The sequence below is a fragment of the Klebsiella sp. HN106 genome (assembly GCF_051209435.1).
Lineage (GTDB): Bacteria > Pseudomonadota > Gammaproteobacteria > Enterobacterales > Enterobacteriaceae > Klebsiella > Klebsiella oxytoca.
Window position 1 is genome coordinate 25,983 of record NZ_JBLURD010000007.1, and the last position, 15,534, is coordinate 41,516.

The window sequence follows — 15,534 nt, forward strand, 5'->3', positions numbered from 1 at the left end:
TAAACACAGGGCAAATAATATCATTTATCTGCTGCTAAAAAAAACGCTGTACCGCAACTCGTGCTAAGATAGCCCATTACGCCTCGCAGGAAGATTGAGGTACGACTGTTTTAAGACGATGACTTCAGGATACTATGACTAAGAAAAAAGCCCACAAACCTGGATCAGCCACCATTGCGCTGAATAAACGCGCTCGTCATGAATACTTTATCGAAGATGAATACGAGGCGGGTCTTGCCCTGCAGGGATGGGAAGTAAAATCTCTCCGCGCAGGTAAAGCCAATATTGGCGACAGCTATGTCATTTTGAAAGATGGCGAAGCCTATCTGTTTGGCGCCAACTTCACGCCGATGGCGGTAGCGTCCACCCACTACGTATGCGACCCAACGCGTACCCGTAAGCTTCTGCTCAATCAGCGTGAACTGGATACCCTATACGGACGTATCAACCGTGAAGGTTACACCGTGGTCGCTCTTTCCCTGTACTGGAAGAATGCCTGGTGCAAAGTCAAAATCGGCGTAGCGAAAGGTAAGAAACAGCACGACAAGCGCACCGATATAAAAGATCGCGAGTGGGCAGTTGATAAAGCCCGCATTATGAAACACGCAGGTCGTTAATTGCCCTTCTCTTGAGGGTCAGCCAGCTGGCCCTCACGCTATATTGTTGTTGATGCTGATTTTTCATCCACTCTGGCGCCATAATCCTCAAAACGAGGGCTGGTCAGCGCATTCATAAATCTGTTATACTCAACGTACACATTGGGGCTGATTCTGGATTCGACGGGATTTGCGAAACCCAAGGTGCATGCCGAGGGGCGGTTGGCCTCGTAAAAAGCCGCAAAAAAATAGTCGCAAACGACGAAAACTACGCTTTAGCAGCTTAATAACCTGCTCTGAGCCCTCTCTCCCTAGCTTCCGCTCTTAAGACGGGGATCAAAGAGAGGTCAAACCCAAAAGAGATCGCGTGGAGGCCCTGCCTGGGGTTGAAGCGTTAAATCTAATCAGGCTAGTCTGGTAGTGGCGTGTCCGTCCGCAGGTGCCAGGCGAATGTAAAGACAGACTAAGCATGTAGTACCGAGGATGTAGGAATTTCGGACGCGGGTTCAACTCCCGCCAGCTCCACCAAAATTCTCCATCGGTGATTACCAGAGTCATCCGATGAAGTCCTAAGAGCCCGCACGGCGCAAGCCCTGCGGGCTTTTTTGTGCCCTCAATTTGTCCCGCGAAGTCCGAAGAGAACTAATTAAATCCGAACCTTTTAGGCACCTTGCTAGGCACCTCATAAAGCTATATTGTTTTTGAGGTGCCTAAAACTATGGAAATCTGGCAATGGCAAGACAAACCAAACCTCTCTCCGTTAAGGAAATCGAATCTGCCAAACCCAAGGAAGCGGACTATGTGCTCTATGATGGCGATGGCCTTGAGCTACTGATCAAATCCAGCGGGAGTAAAATCTGGCAATTTCGCTACATTCGCCCCGTGACCAAGAAGCGAGCGAAAAAGAGCATTGGCCACTACCCGTCAGTTACGCTTGCCGATGCTCGAAGCTATCGGGCAGAATCCCGTTCTCTCCTTGTGAAACAAATCGATCCCCAGGAACATCAGCAAGAACAACTGCGTAGTTTGCTTGAAGCCAAAACTAATACTTTCCAGCTAGTGGCAGAACGTTGGTGGAATGTGAAGAAAGCCAGTGTTACCGAGGACTATGCAGAGGACATATGGCGCTCTCTTGAAAGAGATGTATTTCCAGCGATTGGTGACGTCAGCGTTACAGATATCAAAGCTCATATGCTGGTTCAGGCCGTGCAACCGGTACAGGCCAGAGGTGCACTGGAAACTGTTCGTCGCCTTTGCCAACGCATCAATGAGGTCATGATCTATGCCCAAAACACGGGCCTGATTGATGCTGTTCCCAGTGTCAATATTGGCAAGGCATTCGAGAAGCCGCAGAAGAAAAACATGCCCAGTATTCGTCCGGATCAGCTGCCTCAGTTAATGCAGACGATGCGAACGGCCAGCATTAGCCTTTCCACACGCTGCCTGTTCATGTGGCAACTTCTTACCATAACCCGCCCTGCCGAAGCGGCTGAGGCTCGTTGGGAAGAGATAGACACGGAGGCACGAGAATGGAAGATTCCTGCATCACGCATGAAAATGAACCGCGACCACACTGTTCCATTGTCAGATGAAGCAATCGCGATACTGGAGATGATGAAGCCGTTAAGTGGTAATCGAGAATTTATCTTTCCCAGTCGCATTAAGCCTACCCAGCCGATGAACAGCCAGACAGTGAATGCTGCACTCAAGCGTGCTGGCTTAGGAGGCATACTCGTATCACATGGTTTACGTTCTATCGCTAGTACGGCACTCAATGAGGAAGGATTTCTGCCTGATGTCATTGAAGCAGCACTGGCTCATGTTGACAAAAATGAGGTACGTCGCGCTTATAACCGCAGTGATTACCTTGAGCAACGGCGACCGATGATGCAATGGTGGGCTGATTTTGTTATGGCTGCTGATCGCGGAAGTATGATTGTGGGAGGTATGAGGGGAGAGCGTTTAACGGGATGACGGATAATTAATGACAGTTCCCACTTTAGTAGTGGGCCAGATGAGAATTTATATTTCAAGCGAAAGCTAATAGTTTTAGAAATCAAGCTAATTAGCATAATATCTCTTAATTGAAGGGATATGGAGCCGCAGAAATAAATGAAGACACGGCAGTATGCGCAAAAATCAATCTTCGATCTGGAAGCAATCTTCGAGCAGTCCAGCAACAATGCTAGCGAACTTGAACAGTTGTTGAGCGAGCTGACCTTTCGCAACACTGCCAGGGCGCGGACGCTGACGGCTAAAATCGAGCAATCTCTATTTGCTCTTAGCGGCCACAGCGTGGTCGCCATATCGGCTTCCAGCCCATCAACACACCATCCCGATTCGGTGTCCATTCAATCTTCTCGAGTTGTGCCCCACAATTCGCCTGCTGCGGAAGAGCAACTTCAACTGAAGGCCATCCCAGACTCTGCCATACGAGAGCAATTCGACAAAGACCAAATCGACCTTGGTCCGATCCCGTCTTTTTCTCCATCAGGTAAGGCGAATGATGCGCGAGCAATACTGGCAGCATGGACAGCCCTCGAAGCACTGTCGCCTCAAGCTTATAAACGCCCAGAGGATATGGCAACCGGCGACCGCTCTAGGGTTGCTCTATTGGAGCGAGGTGTTCCATGGGGACCAAATGCCCGCAGCAAGCCCAGTTATAAGCTTTATTTCGAGGTCGTCCTCGGCTCCATCGCTCTCGACAAGGCGACGGACGAGCTGGTCAAGGTTTTTGGCGAGGATGAGGAGCGTTCACGCCCGGACGGTAAGAAAGCGGCCATCGGCTCGATCCTGATCGACAAAGAAGGCTTTGTGCTTGAGGACAAAGGCGTTGCCGTGTCCAGTTTTGCCTGGGCACTCAAGCCGGCTCTCGATCTGAAGCTTGGGAGTTTAGGGAATTGGCCGAATGTTGAGCCGCGCATTATCGATCATCTGGTTCGAATGGTTCGCCACCACAACAAAGATGGAGAACCCATACCGATCGATCTGAATGTTGTTCATAACGCTTATAAATGGCTTGTATCGCAGTTCAGTGTACCCGAGCATTTGGTTGAGCCACCCACATTCGCGATTAAGGTGTTTCATCATTTCAAGGCTAAGGCGCCGCCTGAACCTTCGTTACTGAATTCCTTCTATCTTGAAGATCTCGGTGAAGCAACCAAATTGCTCGAGACGGGCAAAGCCGGAACCGGTTTGCGCCGCTACATGGGAATTGGAAGACCTGACCAGAAAATCGACGTGCTATCGCCCATTTCCGCAGTTGAGCCGTTCGTCGCACCGTCGCTCATGCCGCAGGCTCGTTGGCCTTCGAAAGGTGGCCATCCACTGGTGCTGCTTCAACAGGCTGCCGTGAATGCGGCGCGTGCTGAGCTGAATGATGCTCCAGGTATCATCGGCGTCAATGGGCCTCCGGGAACCGGAAAGACCACTCTTCTCCGGGATATCGTCGTTGGATGCATTCTCGATCGGGCCACGGCGATGTCCGGCTTCAACAAACCGCAGGATGCCTTTTCCACAACTGGCGAGAAGCTGGCATTCGGTTCCAATGCATTCCTGCACTTCTACAAGTTACATGCATCCTTGAAGGGCCATGAGATCGTCGTAGCCTCCTCCAATAACAAAGCAGTCGAAAACGTCAGTAAAGAGCTTCCTCTCAAGGTAGCCAATGGTCGCCATGAACAGATCGCCTACTTCCGGTCCATCAGCGACCTGATTGCGAATCCCAAACGCGCCGGCTATTTCGAAGCCGAGGCCGAGGGGGACATCCCCTCCGACACTGTCGAAACCTGGGGTTTGATCGCCGCAGCTCTCGGCAAGAGCAGCAACCGAGGCGCGTTTCAGCAAGGTTTCTGGTGGAATGAAGACGGTGGTTTCCTTACCTACCTGAAAGCAGCTCGCGGCATAAATGTCATGCGTGAGATCAAGGACGAGCGAACTGGCGAAACCATCGATCGCGTGATGCCCAGCGTGGTTGTCAATGAGCGGCCCAGCACCAACGAAGCGGATGCTGCTGCGGCCTGGCAGAAAGCGCGAACCGCCTTTCTTAAACTTAAGGAGACGGTAGACGCCGAAATCGCCAGCATCGAAGAGATGCGACGGGATATCCAGGCGCTCAAGGGAGCGATCACCGAACTTCAAAGAGCTGAACAGCGTCGACCGAGTCTGAATGAAGCCGTCGAAGAGGCACACAAGACTGCTGAATCCTGCCAACGAGAGCATGAGAAGGCAAAATCGCAGATCGAGCAGGACAAGATCATGCTCGACAGCCATCTTGCTTGCCGTCCAGGTTTCTTCTCCCGTTTGTTTGCGACTGCGGCCTGGAAGTCGTGGAGATCGACACTGCAGAAGCTCTCGGCGACCTTGCAGCAATCAGTCATACGGGCGCAGGGGACGGACGGTGCCCTAGAGCTTGCAAGGGCTGAGTGGAGCAATACTGAGTCCCAGTTACAGCAACTCGACCAGGAAATTTCCAGCAAATGTCAGGCTGTCTCGAAATTGAAGGCAACCGAGGCACAGGCACGAAACCGTATGGGAGACAGGGTCGTTGATGAGAGGTTCTTCGAGCGCGAGCACGAGGCTATCCACCTCACTGCACCCTGGCTTCCCGATGAGGTTCATCGCCTGCGGGAGGATCTTTTCGCCGCTGCCCTGACTGTGCATAAAACGTTCATTGATGCTTCGGCCAGCCGCTTGCAACACAATCTTGGGTTATTGATGTCAGGCATGGTAGCTGGTGCCTTCCAGTCTTCCGCTCACCGTGAACTTCTCCCCGACCTTTGGTCAAGCCTTTTCGTGGTTGTGCCGACCGTGTCCACGACATTCGCCTCTGTTCGGACGATGTTCGGGGATCTGCCACCAGAGAGCATTGGTTGGCTTCTGGTAGATGAAGCGGGCCAAGCCGTTCCTCAGGCAGCAGTTGGAGCTATCATGCGGGCAAAGCGCTCCATCGTGGTAGGTGACCCGTTGCAAATCCCACCTGTAGTTTCACTTCCTGAAAAGCTGAACGCCGAAATCTGCAAGTTCTTTGACATTGACCAAGTCGAATGGTCTGCCCCCGCAGCATCTACGCAGACCCTTGCTGATCAGGCATCGCGCTTCAAATCCACCTTCGTCATGGACGTAGGTGATCGAGAAGTCGGGCTGCCATTGCTCGTTCACAGGCGTTGCCAGAACCCAATGTTTGATGTTTCTAACTCCATCGCCTATGCCGGGCAGATGGTCCATGCTGTCGGGCCTAAAAAACCCGGATCTATCGGCTCGGCTTTGGGGAGATCTCACTGGGTGGATATCAATGGCGATGCTGAGACGAAGTGGTGTCCCGACGAGGGCGAAGCGGTTGTGCGAATGCTCAAAGAGCTGGCAGCATCGGGCATTACAAATCCGGACGTATTTATCATCACACCATTCAAGATCGTAGAGCAGAACATGCGTCGGCGTCTCGACAGTGAAACTGATCTGCTGCGAACGTTCGGCGTAAAGCTGGATGAATGGTGCCGTGATCGTGTAGGCACAATCCACACGTTCCAGGGCCGAGAGGCGGACACGGTAATCCTGTTGCTGGGTGCGCCGAAAGCGAGTCAGCAAAGGGCACGTCAGTGGGCGGCAAGCCCACCAAACATAATCAATGTAGCCGTCTCACGCGCCAAGCAAAACCTGTATGTGGTCGGCTCGGCTGCTGCATGGGCAGGGGCGGGAACTAGCCTTCAGGTCCTGCATCGGCAATTGGCGAAATCAGCCTAACAATCTCCGAGGTGGCCCTCATTATTGAGGGCTCATCGCGACTCATTTTTGGCTAACTTCAGTAATGGGCTGGCCGCTATGTGTTAAAATCTGACATTGCTCACATAATAGTCAAGCAGTCACTTTTCACCGCCCATCCAAGCTTGATTATTCTTACCGCTCCCCTTATATCCACACTGAGGAATAACCTCTGACATGGCTAAGGAGTATGATTATGGGGCTTAAACCTGGTCCAAAACCAATCGCAAAATCAACAGGAAAACCCGATCAACGCAGACGTGATAATAAGGATACACCCGGCAATACCCCAGGACTGAAACCAAGCAAATCAACTGGGAAGTAATCGTTTAAGGGTATGGAGAATTCATCTATACCCTTATCTCATCAAATCAGTCTGCTTTAGCCCGTTTAGTGCCAGGAACGGACATTCGCAATTTATTTAAATGAACCGCACAGCAAAATTCTTTTACCAGAAAATTCATCCCTTACAAGAGTCATGACTGATAAGACGCTCGCGACAAACATCCAGAATTTCGTCAGCAAGAGCGGAATTATCTGGACAGGCACGAGACAACACCAGGGCGCCAACAAGATGCGCGATGGTATTTATCAAGTCAGCGCGCGTGCCATTTTCGGTTCCTAAAACTTCCAGTTGCCGCTCAATTCCGGCCGCAAACGTCTCTTTTATTGATTCAGATTGACGAGCTGCATCAGTACCCAGAGCCGACATCACGCAGCCTTTTCCCATGTCATCACGATGTTGTCGGGAGAGATAATATTCAATAAATTTTTCCCGATTAACACCCTCAGTTTTTTCTGCGGATCGCGTAAAGCCGCAGTTCATGGCCTCAGACAGTAAATCTGCCTTGGAACCAAAATGCTTGTAAAAGCCACCGTGAGTTAACCCTGCCTCAGACATCAGTTCCGATATCCCGATACCATCGTAACCACGCTCACGAAAAAGTTCTGAGGCCGTTTCAACAACTCGCATCCTGTTCTCGCGAACCTGCTCTTTTGACACTTTCACGTTTCTACCCTCTTCAAATAGAGCCTGATTATACATTGATGATGATCATAATCAAACTGGTTGACTTTTTAGATTATGATCACCATCATTAAATCAGTACCTCAACCAATCATTTACAGGCGGATAAACATGACGAACCAGGCATTATTTCAACCTTATGATCTTGGCCTCATAACACTTGCCAACCACATCGTGATGGCCCCTCTAACGCGTAACCGGGCTGGTGCTGGGCTGGTACCGGGCGAACTGGCAGCGACTTACTACGCCCAGCGAGCTTCAGCAGGATTATTGATTACCGAAGCCACGCAGATTTCGCCACAAGCGCAGGGATATCAGGATACACCGGGGATCTATACGCAAGCTCAAATAGAGGGTTGGCGCAAAGTGACTGACGCAGTCCATGCCAAAGGTGGGCGTATATTTGTACAGCTCTGGCACGTAGGGCGAATTTCGCATGTCGATTTACAGCCTGGTGGCGCTGCACCAGTCGCACCGTCCGCTATCCGCGCTGAGACGAAAACCTTTGTGAACAACGGTTTTGCTGATGTTTCTGAACCACGTGCGCTGGAAGTGGAGGAAATAAAGGGGATCATCGATGATTTCAGAAAGGCAGCTGCAAATGCCATTGTCGCCGGGTTTGACGGAGTCGAAATCCATGGTGCGAATGGTTATCTGCTGGAACAGTTCCTTAAAGATGGTGCTAATCAGCGTACCGATGAATACGGCGGCTCTGTCGAGAATCGTGCTCGCCTGCTGTTAGAAGTCACTGCTGCCGTAAAAGATGAGATTGGCGCGGAACGCACCGGCGTGCGCATTTCGCCGGTATCTCCTGCTAATGCAATTTCTTGCAGTGATCCGCAACCTCAATATGACTACCTCGCTGAGCAACTCAATGCATTAGGCATCGTGTATCTCCACGTGGTTGAAGGTGCTACGGGCGGCCCGCGCGATGTATCACCGTTCGACTACGACTCACTACGTCGACGCTTTAACAACACCTGGATCGGTAACAATGGCTATGACCTGGCGCTGGCGACCACTCAGCTTGAGCAAGGCAAGGCCGATCTGTTTGCCTTCGGTCGTCCGTTCATCTCCAACCCGGATTTGGTTGAAAGACTGAAGACGGGTGCGCCGCTGGCCTCACTTAATCCTGAAACGCTTTATGGCGGTGGTGCACAAGGGTACACCGATTATCCGTCGCTTACCGGAACCAGCAAGTAGATCTGTGAATATCACGGTTCGACCTGAATCGCACATTGCGGAATCAGTTTACACATTAATAAAGAAGAGCAACTTATGACTAACGCTTCAGTTCTCATTACGGGTGCATCCACAGGTATTGGTGCTGTTTACGCTGAACGATTTGCCCGTCGGGGACATGACCTGGTACTGGTCGCCCGCGACAAAGCAAAGTTAGAGATACTGGCCGATCGTCTGCGACGGGAAAATGGCATTTCTGTTGATGTTCTTCCAGCCGACCTCACGCAAGCGGTCGATTTAGCGACTATCGAAGCGCGTCTGCGTGAAGACGAGCAGATCGGTATTCTTATCAATAACGCAGGTATCGCGCAGTACAGGAGTTTTACAGAGCAGACGCCTGAATCGATAGAACGCCTAATCGCGCTTAATGTCACGGCACTGACGAGACTGGCAAATGCAGTAGCACCACGCTTTGTAAAAGCGGGCGAAGGTTCTATCGTCAATATCAGTTCCATAGTTGGGCTCGCTCCGGAATTTGCAATGACGGTTTACGGTGCAACCAAAGCCTTTGTGCTTTTCCTGTCTCAGGGAATGAGTCTGGAGCTGTCATCTAAGGGTATTTATATCCAGGCGGTACTGCCTGCCGGGACGTACACGGAAATTTGGGATCGCGCGGGTATCGACATCAGTAACTTTGCCAAAATGATGGAAGTAGGTGAGTTAGTCGATGCAGCCCTGGTGGGTTTTGATCGTCGCGAACTCGTCACCATCCCGCCTTTACAGAATGCTGCGCACTGGGAGACCCTCGATGCTTCCCGCCAGGCTCTGCTTTCAGACATCAAACAAGATGAAGCCGCAGAGCGATATAAAACACGTTAAGTAAAGAGTTGCCCTCTGCAGAACAATCTTTTAGGTGTTTTTCAGACGGGCAAATAAAGCATAACGCCCTGATAGCAGGTTTTCTCATTCCCTATGAGAAACCTCAAACAAATCATAAAGGTCTCGTTCAGTATGACAACAAAACGTGTAGCGCTGGTTACAGGCGCTTCGTCAGGTATCGGCAAAGCGTCAGCGACTAAACTTTTAGCTGCGGGTTTTACGGTATACGGCACAAGTCGGCGTGGCGCGCTGGCGGGAACACATCCTTTTCCACTATTGACGCTGGATGTGACGGACGACGCCTCTGTTGAGGCAGCCATTGATGAGTTGCTGCGCCTGGAGGGGCGGATCGATCTTCTTGTAAATAATGCGGGTTTCGGGGTCGCGCCAGCAGCTGCAGAAGAAAGCTCTCTCGATCAGGCCAGGCTTATTTTCGACACCAATTTTCTGGGCATCGTTAGGTTAACACGTGCTGTTGTCCCTCATATGCGCCGTCGGGGCAGCGGGCGTATCATTAACATTGGTTCGATACTCGGTATCGTTCCGTTGCCGTATGTGGCTCTTTACGCTGCCAGTAAGCATGCGGTCGAAGGATACACGGGAGCACTTGATCACGAGCTGCGCACGCAGGGTATCCGGGTTTCTGTCATTGAACCTGCTTACATAAAGACCGAGTTTGAAGCCAATAATATCGAACCGGATGCCAGGCTTGAAGAGTATGACCTTATCCGGGCTAAGCTGACGAAAGTGGTGAGCAAAGCAATGGCCGAAGCGGAAAGTCCGGAAGTTGTGGCGGACGTAGTGGTTAAAGCTGCTGAGGATTTACGACCAAAAGTGCGTTATACCGCGGGAACGCTGGCGGCTAAACTGAATTTTCTTCTCAAATTCGCGCCCTCAAAAATCCTGGATGAGGTAGTGAGAAATAGTCTTCAGCTTGATGCTAGAGAATAAAAATGAAATTTTCGCGACTGGCTATCCTGGCATCAGTGTTGTTTTTCATCCTCGCTACGGTATGGATGATTTTCCCGGAACAGCTCCTCGCCTTGTGGGGGATTGAAAGCACACCAGGTACCAATGTGCTCGGCCGACGTTCTGCTGCATTCTTCGCTGGAACAGGAGCAATGTATGTTTTAGCGAGGAATGCTGAGCCTTCTCCAACCCGATATGCTCTGGCCACCGGCATTAGTACGATATCTTTCATGTTAGCCGTGTCTGGCCTGTTCGAATGGTACAAAGGACATGTTAACGGGCAAATTCTTTTTGCAGTATTTATCGAGCTGCTACTGGGAACCGCTTTTTTACTAAGCAATATTGGCATTGGCACCCGGAAAATCAACAGGATAAACAACAAATGAATACGAAGACGATGAAAGCGTTTACGTTTAAACGCTATGGTAAATCTCCGGAGTTGGGATTTGATAACATAGATTATCCTTCCATCGGTCCTGACGAAATTCTGGTTAAGGTTTACGCTGTAGGCCTCAATCCCATTGACAACATGATCCCCACCGGAATTTTCAAACCAGTTTTGCATTTTAAGCTGCCAGCAACACTAGGTAGCGACCTCTCCGGGATTGTGATTGCAACAGGAAGCCGGGTGACGCGTTTCAAGCCAGGCGACGAAATCTTCGCGAGTATTTTCGACAGAGGTACAGGCTCTCTTGCCGAATTTGCCGTTGTTCCTGAAAGTCTCGCGGCCATTAAACCTGCAAATATCGATTTTGTGCAGGCAGCTTCACTCCCGATGGTAAGCCTCACCGCCTGGCAGGCGCTCACAGAAAGAGCCTGTTTGCAGTCTGGACAGAAGGTTTTCATCCCGGCTGGTTCAGGAGGAATTGGTAGTTTTGCCATCCAGTTGGCGAAGCACCTTGGCGCAAAAGTGGGAACGACAACAAGTTTAGTCAATGTCGAATGGGTTAGTCGTCTTGGCGCAGATGAAGTGGTTGATTATAAAAAGCAGGAGTTTGAAAATGTTCTGAGTGGCTACGATATTGTTCTGGGCACTGTGAGAGGAGATACGATAGAAAAGTCCACTCACATTCTTAAGCCTGGCGGAAAGATTATTTCACTCATTGGGCCATTAGATGCTGCTTTTGCACGTGAGCGACATTTAAATATTTTTCTGCGTACTGTATTCGGCCTGATGAGCCGTAAAATCATACGTCTTGCAAAGAAGAGGAGCCAAACCTATTCATTTCTGTTCGTTCGACCTGATGGCGCACAACTCACTCAAATAAGTATGCTCGTGGAAGCGGAACACGTCCTTCCAGTGATCGATAAGGTTTTCCCCTTTGCAGAATCAAAGCATGCTCTTGACTATCTTGCTGGAGGACATGCGAAGGGCAAAGTTGTCGTTAAGATACAAGATTGAAAAGAACGGTGATTTGTATCAGCCTACTTTTGAGTAAATCGCAAGAGGCTTTTGCCTCAGGGAAGAGGTGCACAACGTCCGCTCCTCGCTCAAAGCAGACCTTATGACCTCGATTTCTGGCAGATCCGAGCCAAGAGCGAAAATTGATATCATCAATCGGCCTCAAGCTTAAGGGGAACATCTCCCCCTTTTTATGTAACCAGTTTACTGAAGATGTTCTTTCAGCCAGGTACACGCGCCTTCAATGTCATACGCTTTTTCCCCAAATCCTTTCGCAAGCAGAAACTCTGGTAAATATTCATCATATTTATCTAAGTACTTTTCTGGAACATTTACAGCAAGATCAAACGCTGAGGGCAAGCCTGACAGCAGCAGGCCTTTAAGGGCCTGTTGAACAGAAGTGATACTTGAGCCGTCAATTTCTATAACTCCAGCCAATGAATTAGCTTTAAAGCCACAACGTATGAGCAAGGCTGTAATCGTATTGACAACCTTATCTCCCATCCATGGGAGGATGTAACAGTATTGGCCGCTCGTAAGAAAATACTCATTTTGCAGGTTATAACTCTGGAAGTTACGACTGCCTTCCGCAAATAGGCTTCTGGCGGCAGAATCGGCATAATCTACTCTCTTGCTACCTATTGCTATGCGGTAATCACCTTCCCTATAGATAGCGAGCATTTCCTGACGAACGGCATCATGAACAGACATTCCCCCCCCACTAAATTGTGGTGGCTGACCGCCTTTGGTCGCCTCTACATAGATAACTTTTTTCTCTGTCTCGATCTCTGTCACTCTCCAGCGCCGCCCACCGAAGATGATGTGTTGATCTGGTAGCAGTGGGGAGTCCACAGGCACTGTTCCAAGGGTTCTGTTTCCGGTGACAATGCGGAACTCTTCTGGTGTGTTGAACACGGCATAAAACGTATAATGGTTAGTCAGTTTCTCTCCCTCTGCCCCAACAACCATTTCTCCACTAGCGAGTTGAGTGAGCAGGCCACATGCCCCCATATGTTTAAGCAGGCTTTTGAAATCGCCTATATCCACATTACGGAACGGGCCTGTTTGACATAGCTGTGACCAGAGTTGATCGGCACGAACTCCGCCCCATTGCGCGGTAATAGCAAGAATCTGGTGTAGCAGCGTGGAGTAATGCATCTGCTGGGAATCGGCAGGCTCAAACCATTGTTTAGAGATCATCAGTCTGATCATTGCCATCGACTGGACCAAATGCAGCCGTAGGTGGTCAACGATACTGCTAGTCACAGTGAGCTCATTTTCTGTAATTAGCATTCTTAGAACTGATGGGGAGTCGCGTCGCCCAGAACGTCCCATACGCTGACGCAGACTGGAAACAGTATGCGGAGGCGTAACTTGGATAACCGACTTAACCTTACCGATATCAATTCCCAACTCAAGCGTCATTGTACAAACAGCTGTTGTGGGCAAATTTCCTTTCTGAAGACGAGTTTCAAGCGCTTCCCGCAATTCCTTGGCAAGGGAACCATGGTGGGGAAAGAATTCATTGGGAACAATATGTTCCTCACACATGTCGCTCAGCGTGGCAGCAATGCTTTCAGTCCGCTTTCGACTGTTTGCAAAGACCAAATGAGAATCGCCACGGCAAAGTCTAAAAATGTCAGCGCAAACGTCATGTTCAGCTGAACTCTGAAGTTCTTCTTCTTTTTGGAGCACTCGCTCCAGATAACCTTTGACCTGTACCTGAAGAGTGGCCTCGCTCTTACTATCTGTAACAGTTACGCAGGGTAGTCGTTTGTCCGGGCGCAAAAGTTCGGGTACTTTTTCCAGTTCCCCCAGCGTGGCACTCAACGCAACGCGGGGAATTGGATTTACCAGGCGTCCTAACACATGGTCAATTCTATTGAGCAGAGAAAGCAGCTGTACACCACGCTCTGAGCCAATGAAAGCATGAAACTCATCAATAACGATGTATGCGACTGACGAAAACGCCTGTTTGAGCCAGCCCATTGAATTTATGAGCAAAGACTCAAGTGACTCAGGTGTAATCAGTAAAATGCCAGCAGGGTTTGTCCGAGCCTTCTTCTTTTTGCTTTGTGGTACATCCCCGTGCCAAGGAGTCACTGGCATTTCTAATGCATCTCCAAGGCTCTCAAGACGACGGTACTGATCGTTAATCAATGCCTTCAACGGACTGATATAGACGATGCCAAATCCATTAGTGAGATCTGCAACTGCCGAACAGGCAGGAAGAAAGAAAGCCTCTGTTTTACCCGCTGCTGTGCCTGCACTGATTAGCACGTCTCGATCACGGGCTAAAATTGCCGGGATAGAACTCTCCTGCAAGGGCCTTAATGTAGACCACCCCTGCTTGTAAACCCACTTGCGGACGCGGGGATCGAGACTATCATAGGCACTGCTCATAATTTGAAGTTAGCCAGTCCGTCGTCGTCATCGCTTTCCTCTATAATGGCGTCATCCATTTCGCTGGGCCTGTCCTCTTCAATCGCCACACCCTCGATTAGTGTTTGCCAGTTCATCGTTCTGTTTTGTTCCAGCACGGCCAGCATGTCCAGGAAACCTTTTATGGTATTACGGGGGGTACGGAAGTAAGCGTCTCCAATGGTTTTACTACAGTGATGCAGAAATCCAGTCAGTGCCTCATCTGGAACCAGATAATTCTCTGGATCTCCGCCTGCATAAACATGAAGAAGATTTCTCAGTAAAATATACAGTTCCTCAGGGGTGAGGCTGGCAAGATGCAAAGTGGGAGACGAGTAGTCAATCACTCCTGCTTTTTGCGCGAACCGATTTTCCGCCAGACGTGATTGGAGCGCCTCATAGCTGTAAAGACCTTTGCGAGGATCGAAAAGGAACTCTGGCGTCCCCCCGAGGATAAAACCAATATTCTCGGCTGAGCCTTGCAGGCAGTCATTCAGGATCCGCAAAATCTGTTCGTAGTTCGCTGTTCTTGCTTGCGTATTATTCAGTTTAAAGAGGTTCACCATTTCGTCGAGGCTGACCAAAAGACCGGCATAGCCTGCCTGGCGGACAAAAAGGCTCATCAGCTTCAAAGAGTCATAGAATGAAGCGTCTGAGATAATAGTCCGAACGTCGAGATCGTTACGGGCATCAGTTTTAGTGGTGTACTCTCCCCGCAACCAGCGAATAGCATTGGATTTTAGTGTTTCGTTATCCTGCTCATGCCCGCGCCAGAATGCATCAATGACCTTCGCAAAGTCATATCCGCCGACCATATCTGATAGTGCTGCCAGGCGTTTATGAATAACTGATGAAACCTCGGAGCCGTTCGTGTCAGCTTCCTTCCTTGCCTCCGTAACGAATCTTTCAACAACGCTAAGTAACGCATTACCATCCGGCTTGTTTCTGGTGGACATGTTTTTCATAAGCTCAGAATAGAGATTACGAGCCTGACCTCCCGATGAGTGAATGCGTCTGTCAGGAGAAAGGTCTGCACTGATTGACACCAGCTTCTTCTCTAGCGCAATAGAGCGCACAACACTCAGAAAGAACGTTTTACCAGAACCATATTCACCGATGATAAGTCTGAAGCTTGCACCACCGTCAGCAATCCTCTCAATATCCTGGTGGAGAGCGGTGATCTCATTCACGCGGCCAACCTGGATATGCTGAATGCCTATCCTTGGCGTTACACCTGACTTAAGTGACTGAATAATAGCGTCGCGTTCTTTCACTCTTATACGTGTTACAGACATTCA

The 15,534-nt window shown here is 49.9% G+C and carries 11 protein-coding genes and 1 other RNA gene; 9 read left to right on the top strand and 3 right to left on the bottom strand.

Annotated features, from left to right (window positions below):
* Positions 1 to 134 precede the first annotated feature (134 nt).
* The 4 genes from smpB to ACSIPU_RS17355 all read left to right on the top strand — a co-directional run bounded on the left by smpB (position 135) and on the right by ACSIPU_RS17355 (position 6,338).
* Entirely contained in the window at positions 135 to 617 is a 483-nt protein-coding gene (gene smpB / locus ACSIPU_RS17340) for an SsrA-binding protein SmpB (protein ID WP_004104655.1), read from the top strand.
* Between the two features lie 143 nt (positions 618 to 760).
* Positions 761 to 1,124: a transfer-messenger RNA gene (ssrA, locus tag ACSIPU_RS17345) on the top strand.
* 204 nt (positions 1,125 to 1,328) lie between these two features.
* The gene (locus ACSIPU_RS17350; RefSeq protein ID WP_332942172.1) at positions 1,329 to 2,570 is read left to right on the top strand and encodes an integrase domain-containing protein; all 1,242 of its coding nucleotides are present in this window, start codon (positions 1,329 to 1,331) and stop codon (positions 2,568 to 2,570) included.
* Positions 2,571 to 2,708: 138 nt separating this feature from the next.
* A complete protein-coding gene (locus ACSIPU_RS17355; RefSeq protein WP_332942171.1) occupies positions 2,709 to 6,338 on the top strand; it encodes a DEAD/DEAH box helicase in 3,630 nt (1,209 codons plus the stop codon).
* 478 nt (positions 6,339 to 6,816) lie between these two features.
* On the opposite strand, the gene ACSIPU_RS17360 is transcribed toward ACSIPU_RS17355, so the two are convergent.
* Complete coding sequence (locus tag ACSIPU_RS17360; RefSeq protein ID WP_180264377.1) at positions 6,817 to 7,365, bottom strand: TetR/AcrR family transcriptional regulator; 549 nt, start codon at positions 7,363 to 7,365, stop codon at positions 6,817 to 6,819.
* 129 nt (positions 7,366 to 7,494) lie between these two features.
* On the opposite strand from ACSIPU_RS17360, the gene ACSIPU_RS17365 reads away from it, so the two are divergent.
* The 5 genes from ACSIPU_RS17365 to ACSIPU_RS17385 all read left to right on the top strand — a co-directional run bounded on the left by ACSIPU_RS17365 (position 7,495) and on the right by ACSIPU_RS17385 (position 11,815).
* Positions 7,495 to 8,586, top strand: coding sequence for an alkene reductase (locus ACSIPU_RS17365; protein WP_252052510.1), 1,092 nt, complete (start codon positions 7,495 to 7,497; stop codon positions 8,584 to 8,586).
* Positions 8,587 to 8,661: 75 nt separating this feature from the next.
* The gene (locus ACSIPU_RS17370) at positions 8,662 to 9,444 is read left to right on the top strand and encodes an SDR family NAD(P)-dependent oxidoreductase (RefSeq protein ID WP_252052509.1); all 783 of its coding nucleotides are present in this window, start codon (positions 8,662 to 8,664) and stop codon (positions 9,442 to 9,444) included.
* A 132-nt stretch (positions 9,445 to 9,576) separates the two neighbouring features.
* The gene (locus ACSIPU_RS17375; protein WP_332942170.1) at positions 9,577 to 10,395 is read left to right on the top strand and encodes an oxidoreductase; all 819 of its coding nucleotides are present in this window, start codon (positions 9,577 to 9,579) and stop codon (positions 10,393 to 10,395) included.
* A 2-nt stretch (positions 10,396 to 10,397) separates the two neighbouring features.
* Positions 10,398 to 10,799 carry a hypothetical protein gene (locus tag ACSIPU_RS17380; RefSeq protein WP_332942169.1) on the top strand — a complete coding sequence of 134 codons (402 nt, stop codon included), beginning with the start codon at positions 10,398 to 10,400 and terminating at the stop codon, positions 10,797 to 10,799.
* The gene (locus tag ACSIPU_RS17385; RefSeq protein WP_332942168.1) at positions 10,796 to 11,815 is read left to right on the top strand and encodes an NADP-dependent oxidoreductase; all 1,020 of its coding nucleotides are present in this window, start codon (positions 10,796 to 10,798) and stop codon (positions 11,813 to 11,815) included. The genes ACSIPU_RS17380 and ACSIPU_RS17385 overlap by 4 nt, the downstream gene beginning before the upstream one ends.
* A 204-nt stretch (positions 11,816 to 12,019) precedes the next feature.
* Here ACSIPU_RS17385 and ACSIPU_RS17390 read toward each other — a convergent pair whose 3' ends face one another.
* A complete protein-coding gene (locus ACSIPU_RS17390) occupies positions 12,020 to 14,218 on the bottom strand; it encodes a DEAD/DEAH box helicase (RefSeq protein ID WP_159873020.1) in 2,199 nt (732 codons plus the stop codon).
* Positions 14,215 to 15,531, bottom strand: a complete 1,317-nt coding sequence (locus ACSIPU_RS17395) for an ATP-binding protein (protein WP_047058012.1) — start codon at positions 15,529 to 15,531, stop codon at positions 14,215 to 14,217. The genes ACSIPU_RS17390 and ACSIPU_RS17395 overlap by 4 nt, the downstream gene beginning before the upstream one ends.
* Between the last annotated feature and the right edge of the window lie 3 nt (positions 15,532 to 15,534).

Coding starts and splice junctions, on each gene's coding strand:
- smpB (WP_004104655.1), top strand. CDS start 135: ATGACTAAGAAAAAAGCCCACAAACCTGGATCAGCCACCATTGCGCTG.
- ACSIPU_RS17350 (WP_332942172.1), top strand. CDS start 1,329: ATGGCAAGACAAACCAAACCTCTCTCCGTTAAGGAAATCGAATCTGCC.
- ACSIPU_RS17355 (WP_332942171.1), top strand. CDS start 2,709: ATGAAGACACGGCAGTATGCGCAAAAATCAATCTTCGATCTGGAAGCA.
- ACSIPU_RS17365 (WP_252052510.1), top strand. CDS start 7,495: ATGACGAACCAGGCATTATTTCAACCTTATGATCTTGGCCTCATAACA.
- ACSIPU_RS17370 (WP_252052509.1), top strand. CDS start 8,662: ATGACTAACGCTTCAGTTCTCATTACGGGTGCATCCACAGGTATTGGT.
- ACSIPU_RS17375 (WP_332942170.1), top strand. CDS start 9,577: ATGACAACAAAACGTGTAGCGCTGGTTACAGGCGCTTCGTCAGGTATC.
- ACSIPU_RS17380 (WP_332942169.1), top strand. CDS start 10,398: ATGAAATTTTCGCGACTGGCTATCCTGGCATCAGTGTTGTTTTTCATC.
- ACSIPU_RS17385 (WP_332942168.1), top strand. CDS start 10,796: ATGAATACGAAGACGATGAAAGCGTTTACGTTTAAACGCTATGGTAAA.
- ACSIPU_RS17390 (WP_159873020.1), bottom strand. CDS start 14,218: ATGAGCAGTGCCTATGATAGTCTCGATCCCCGCGTCCGCAAGTGGGTT.
- ACSIPU_RS17395 (WP_047058012.1), bottom strand. CDS start 15,531: ATGTCTGTAACACGTATAAGAGTGAAAGAACGCGACGCTATTATTCAG.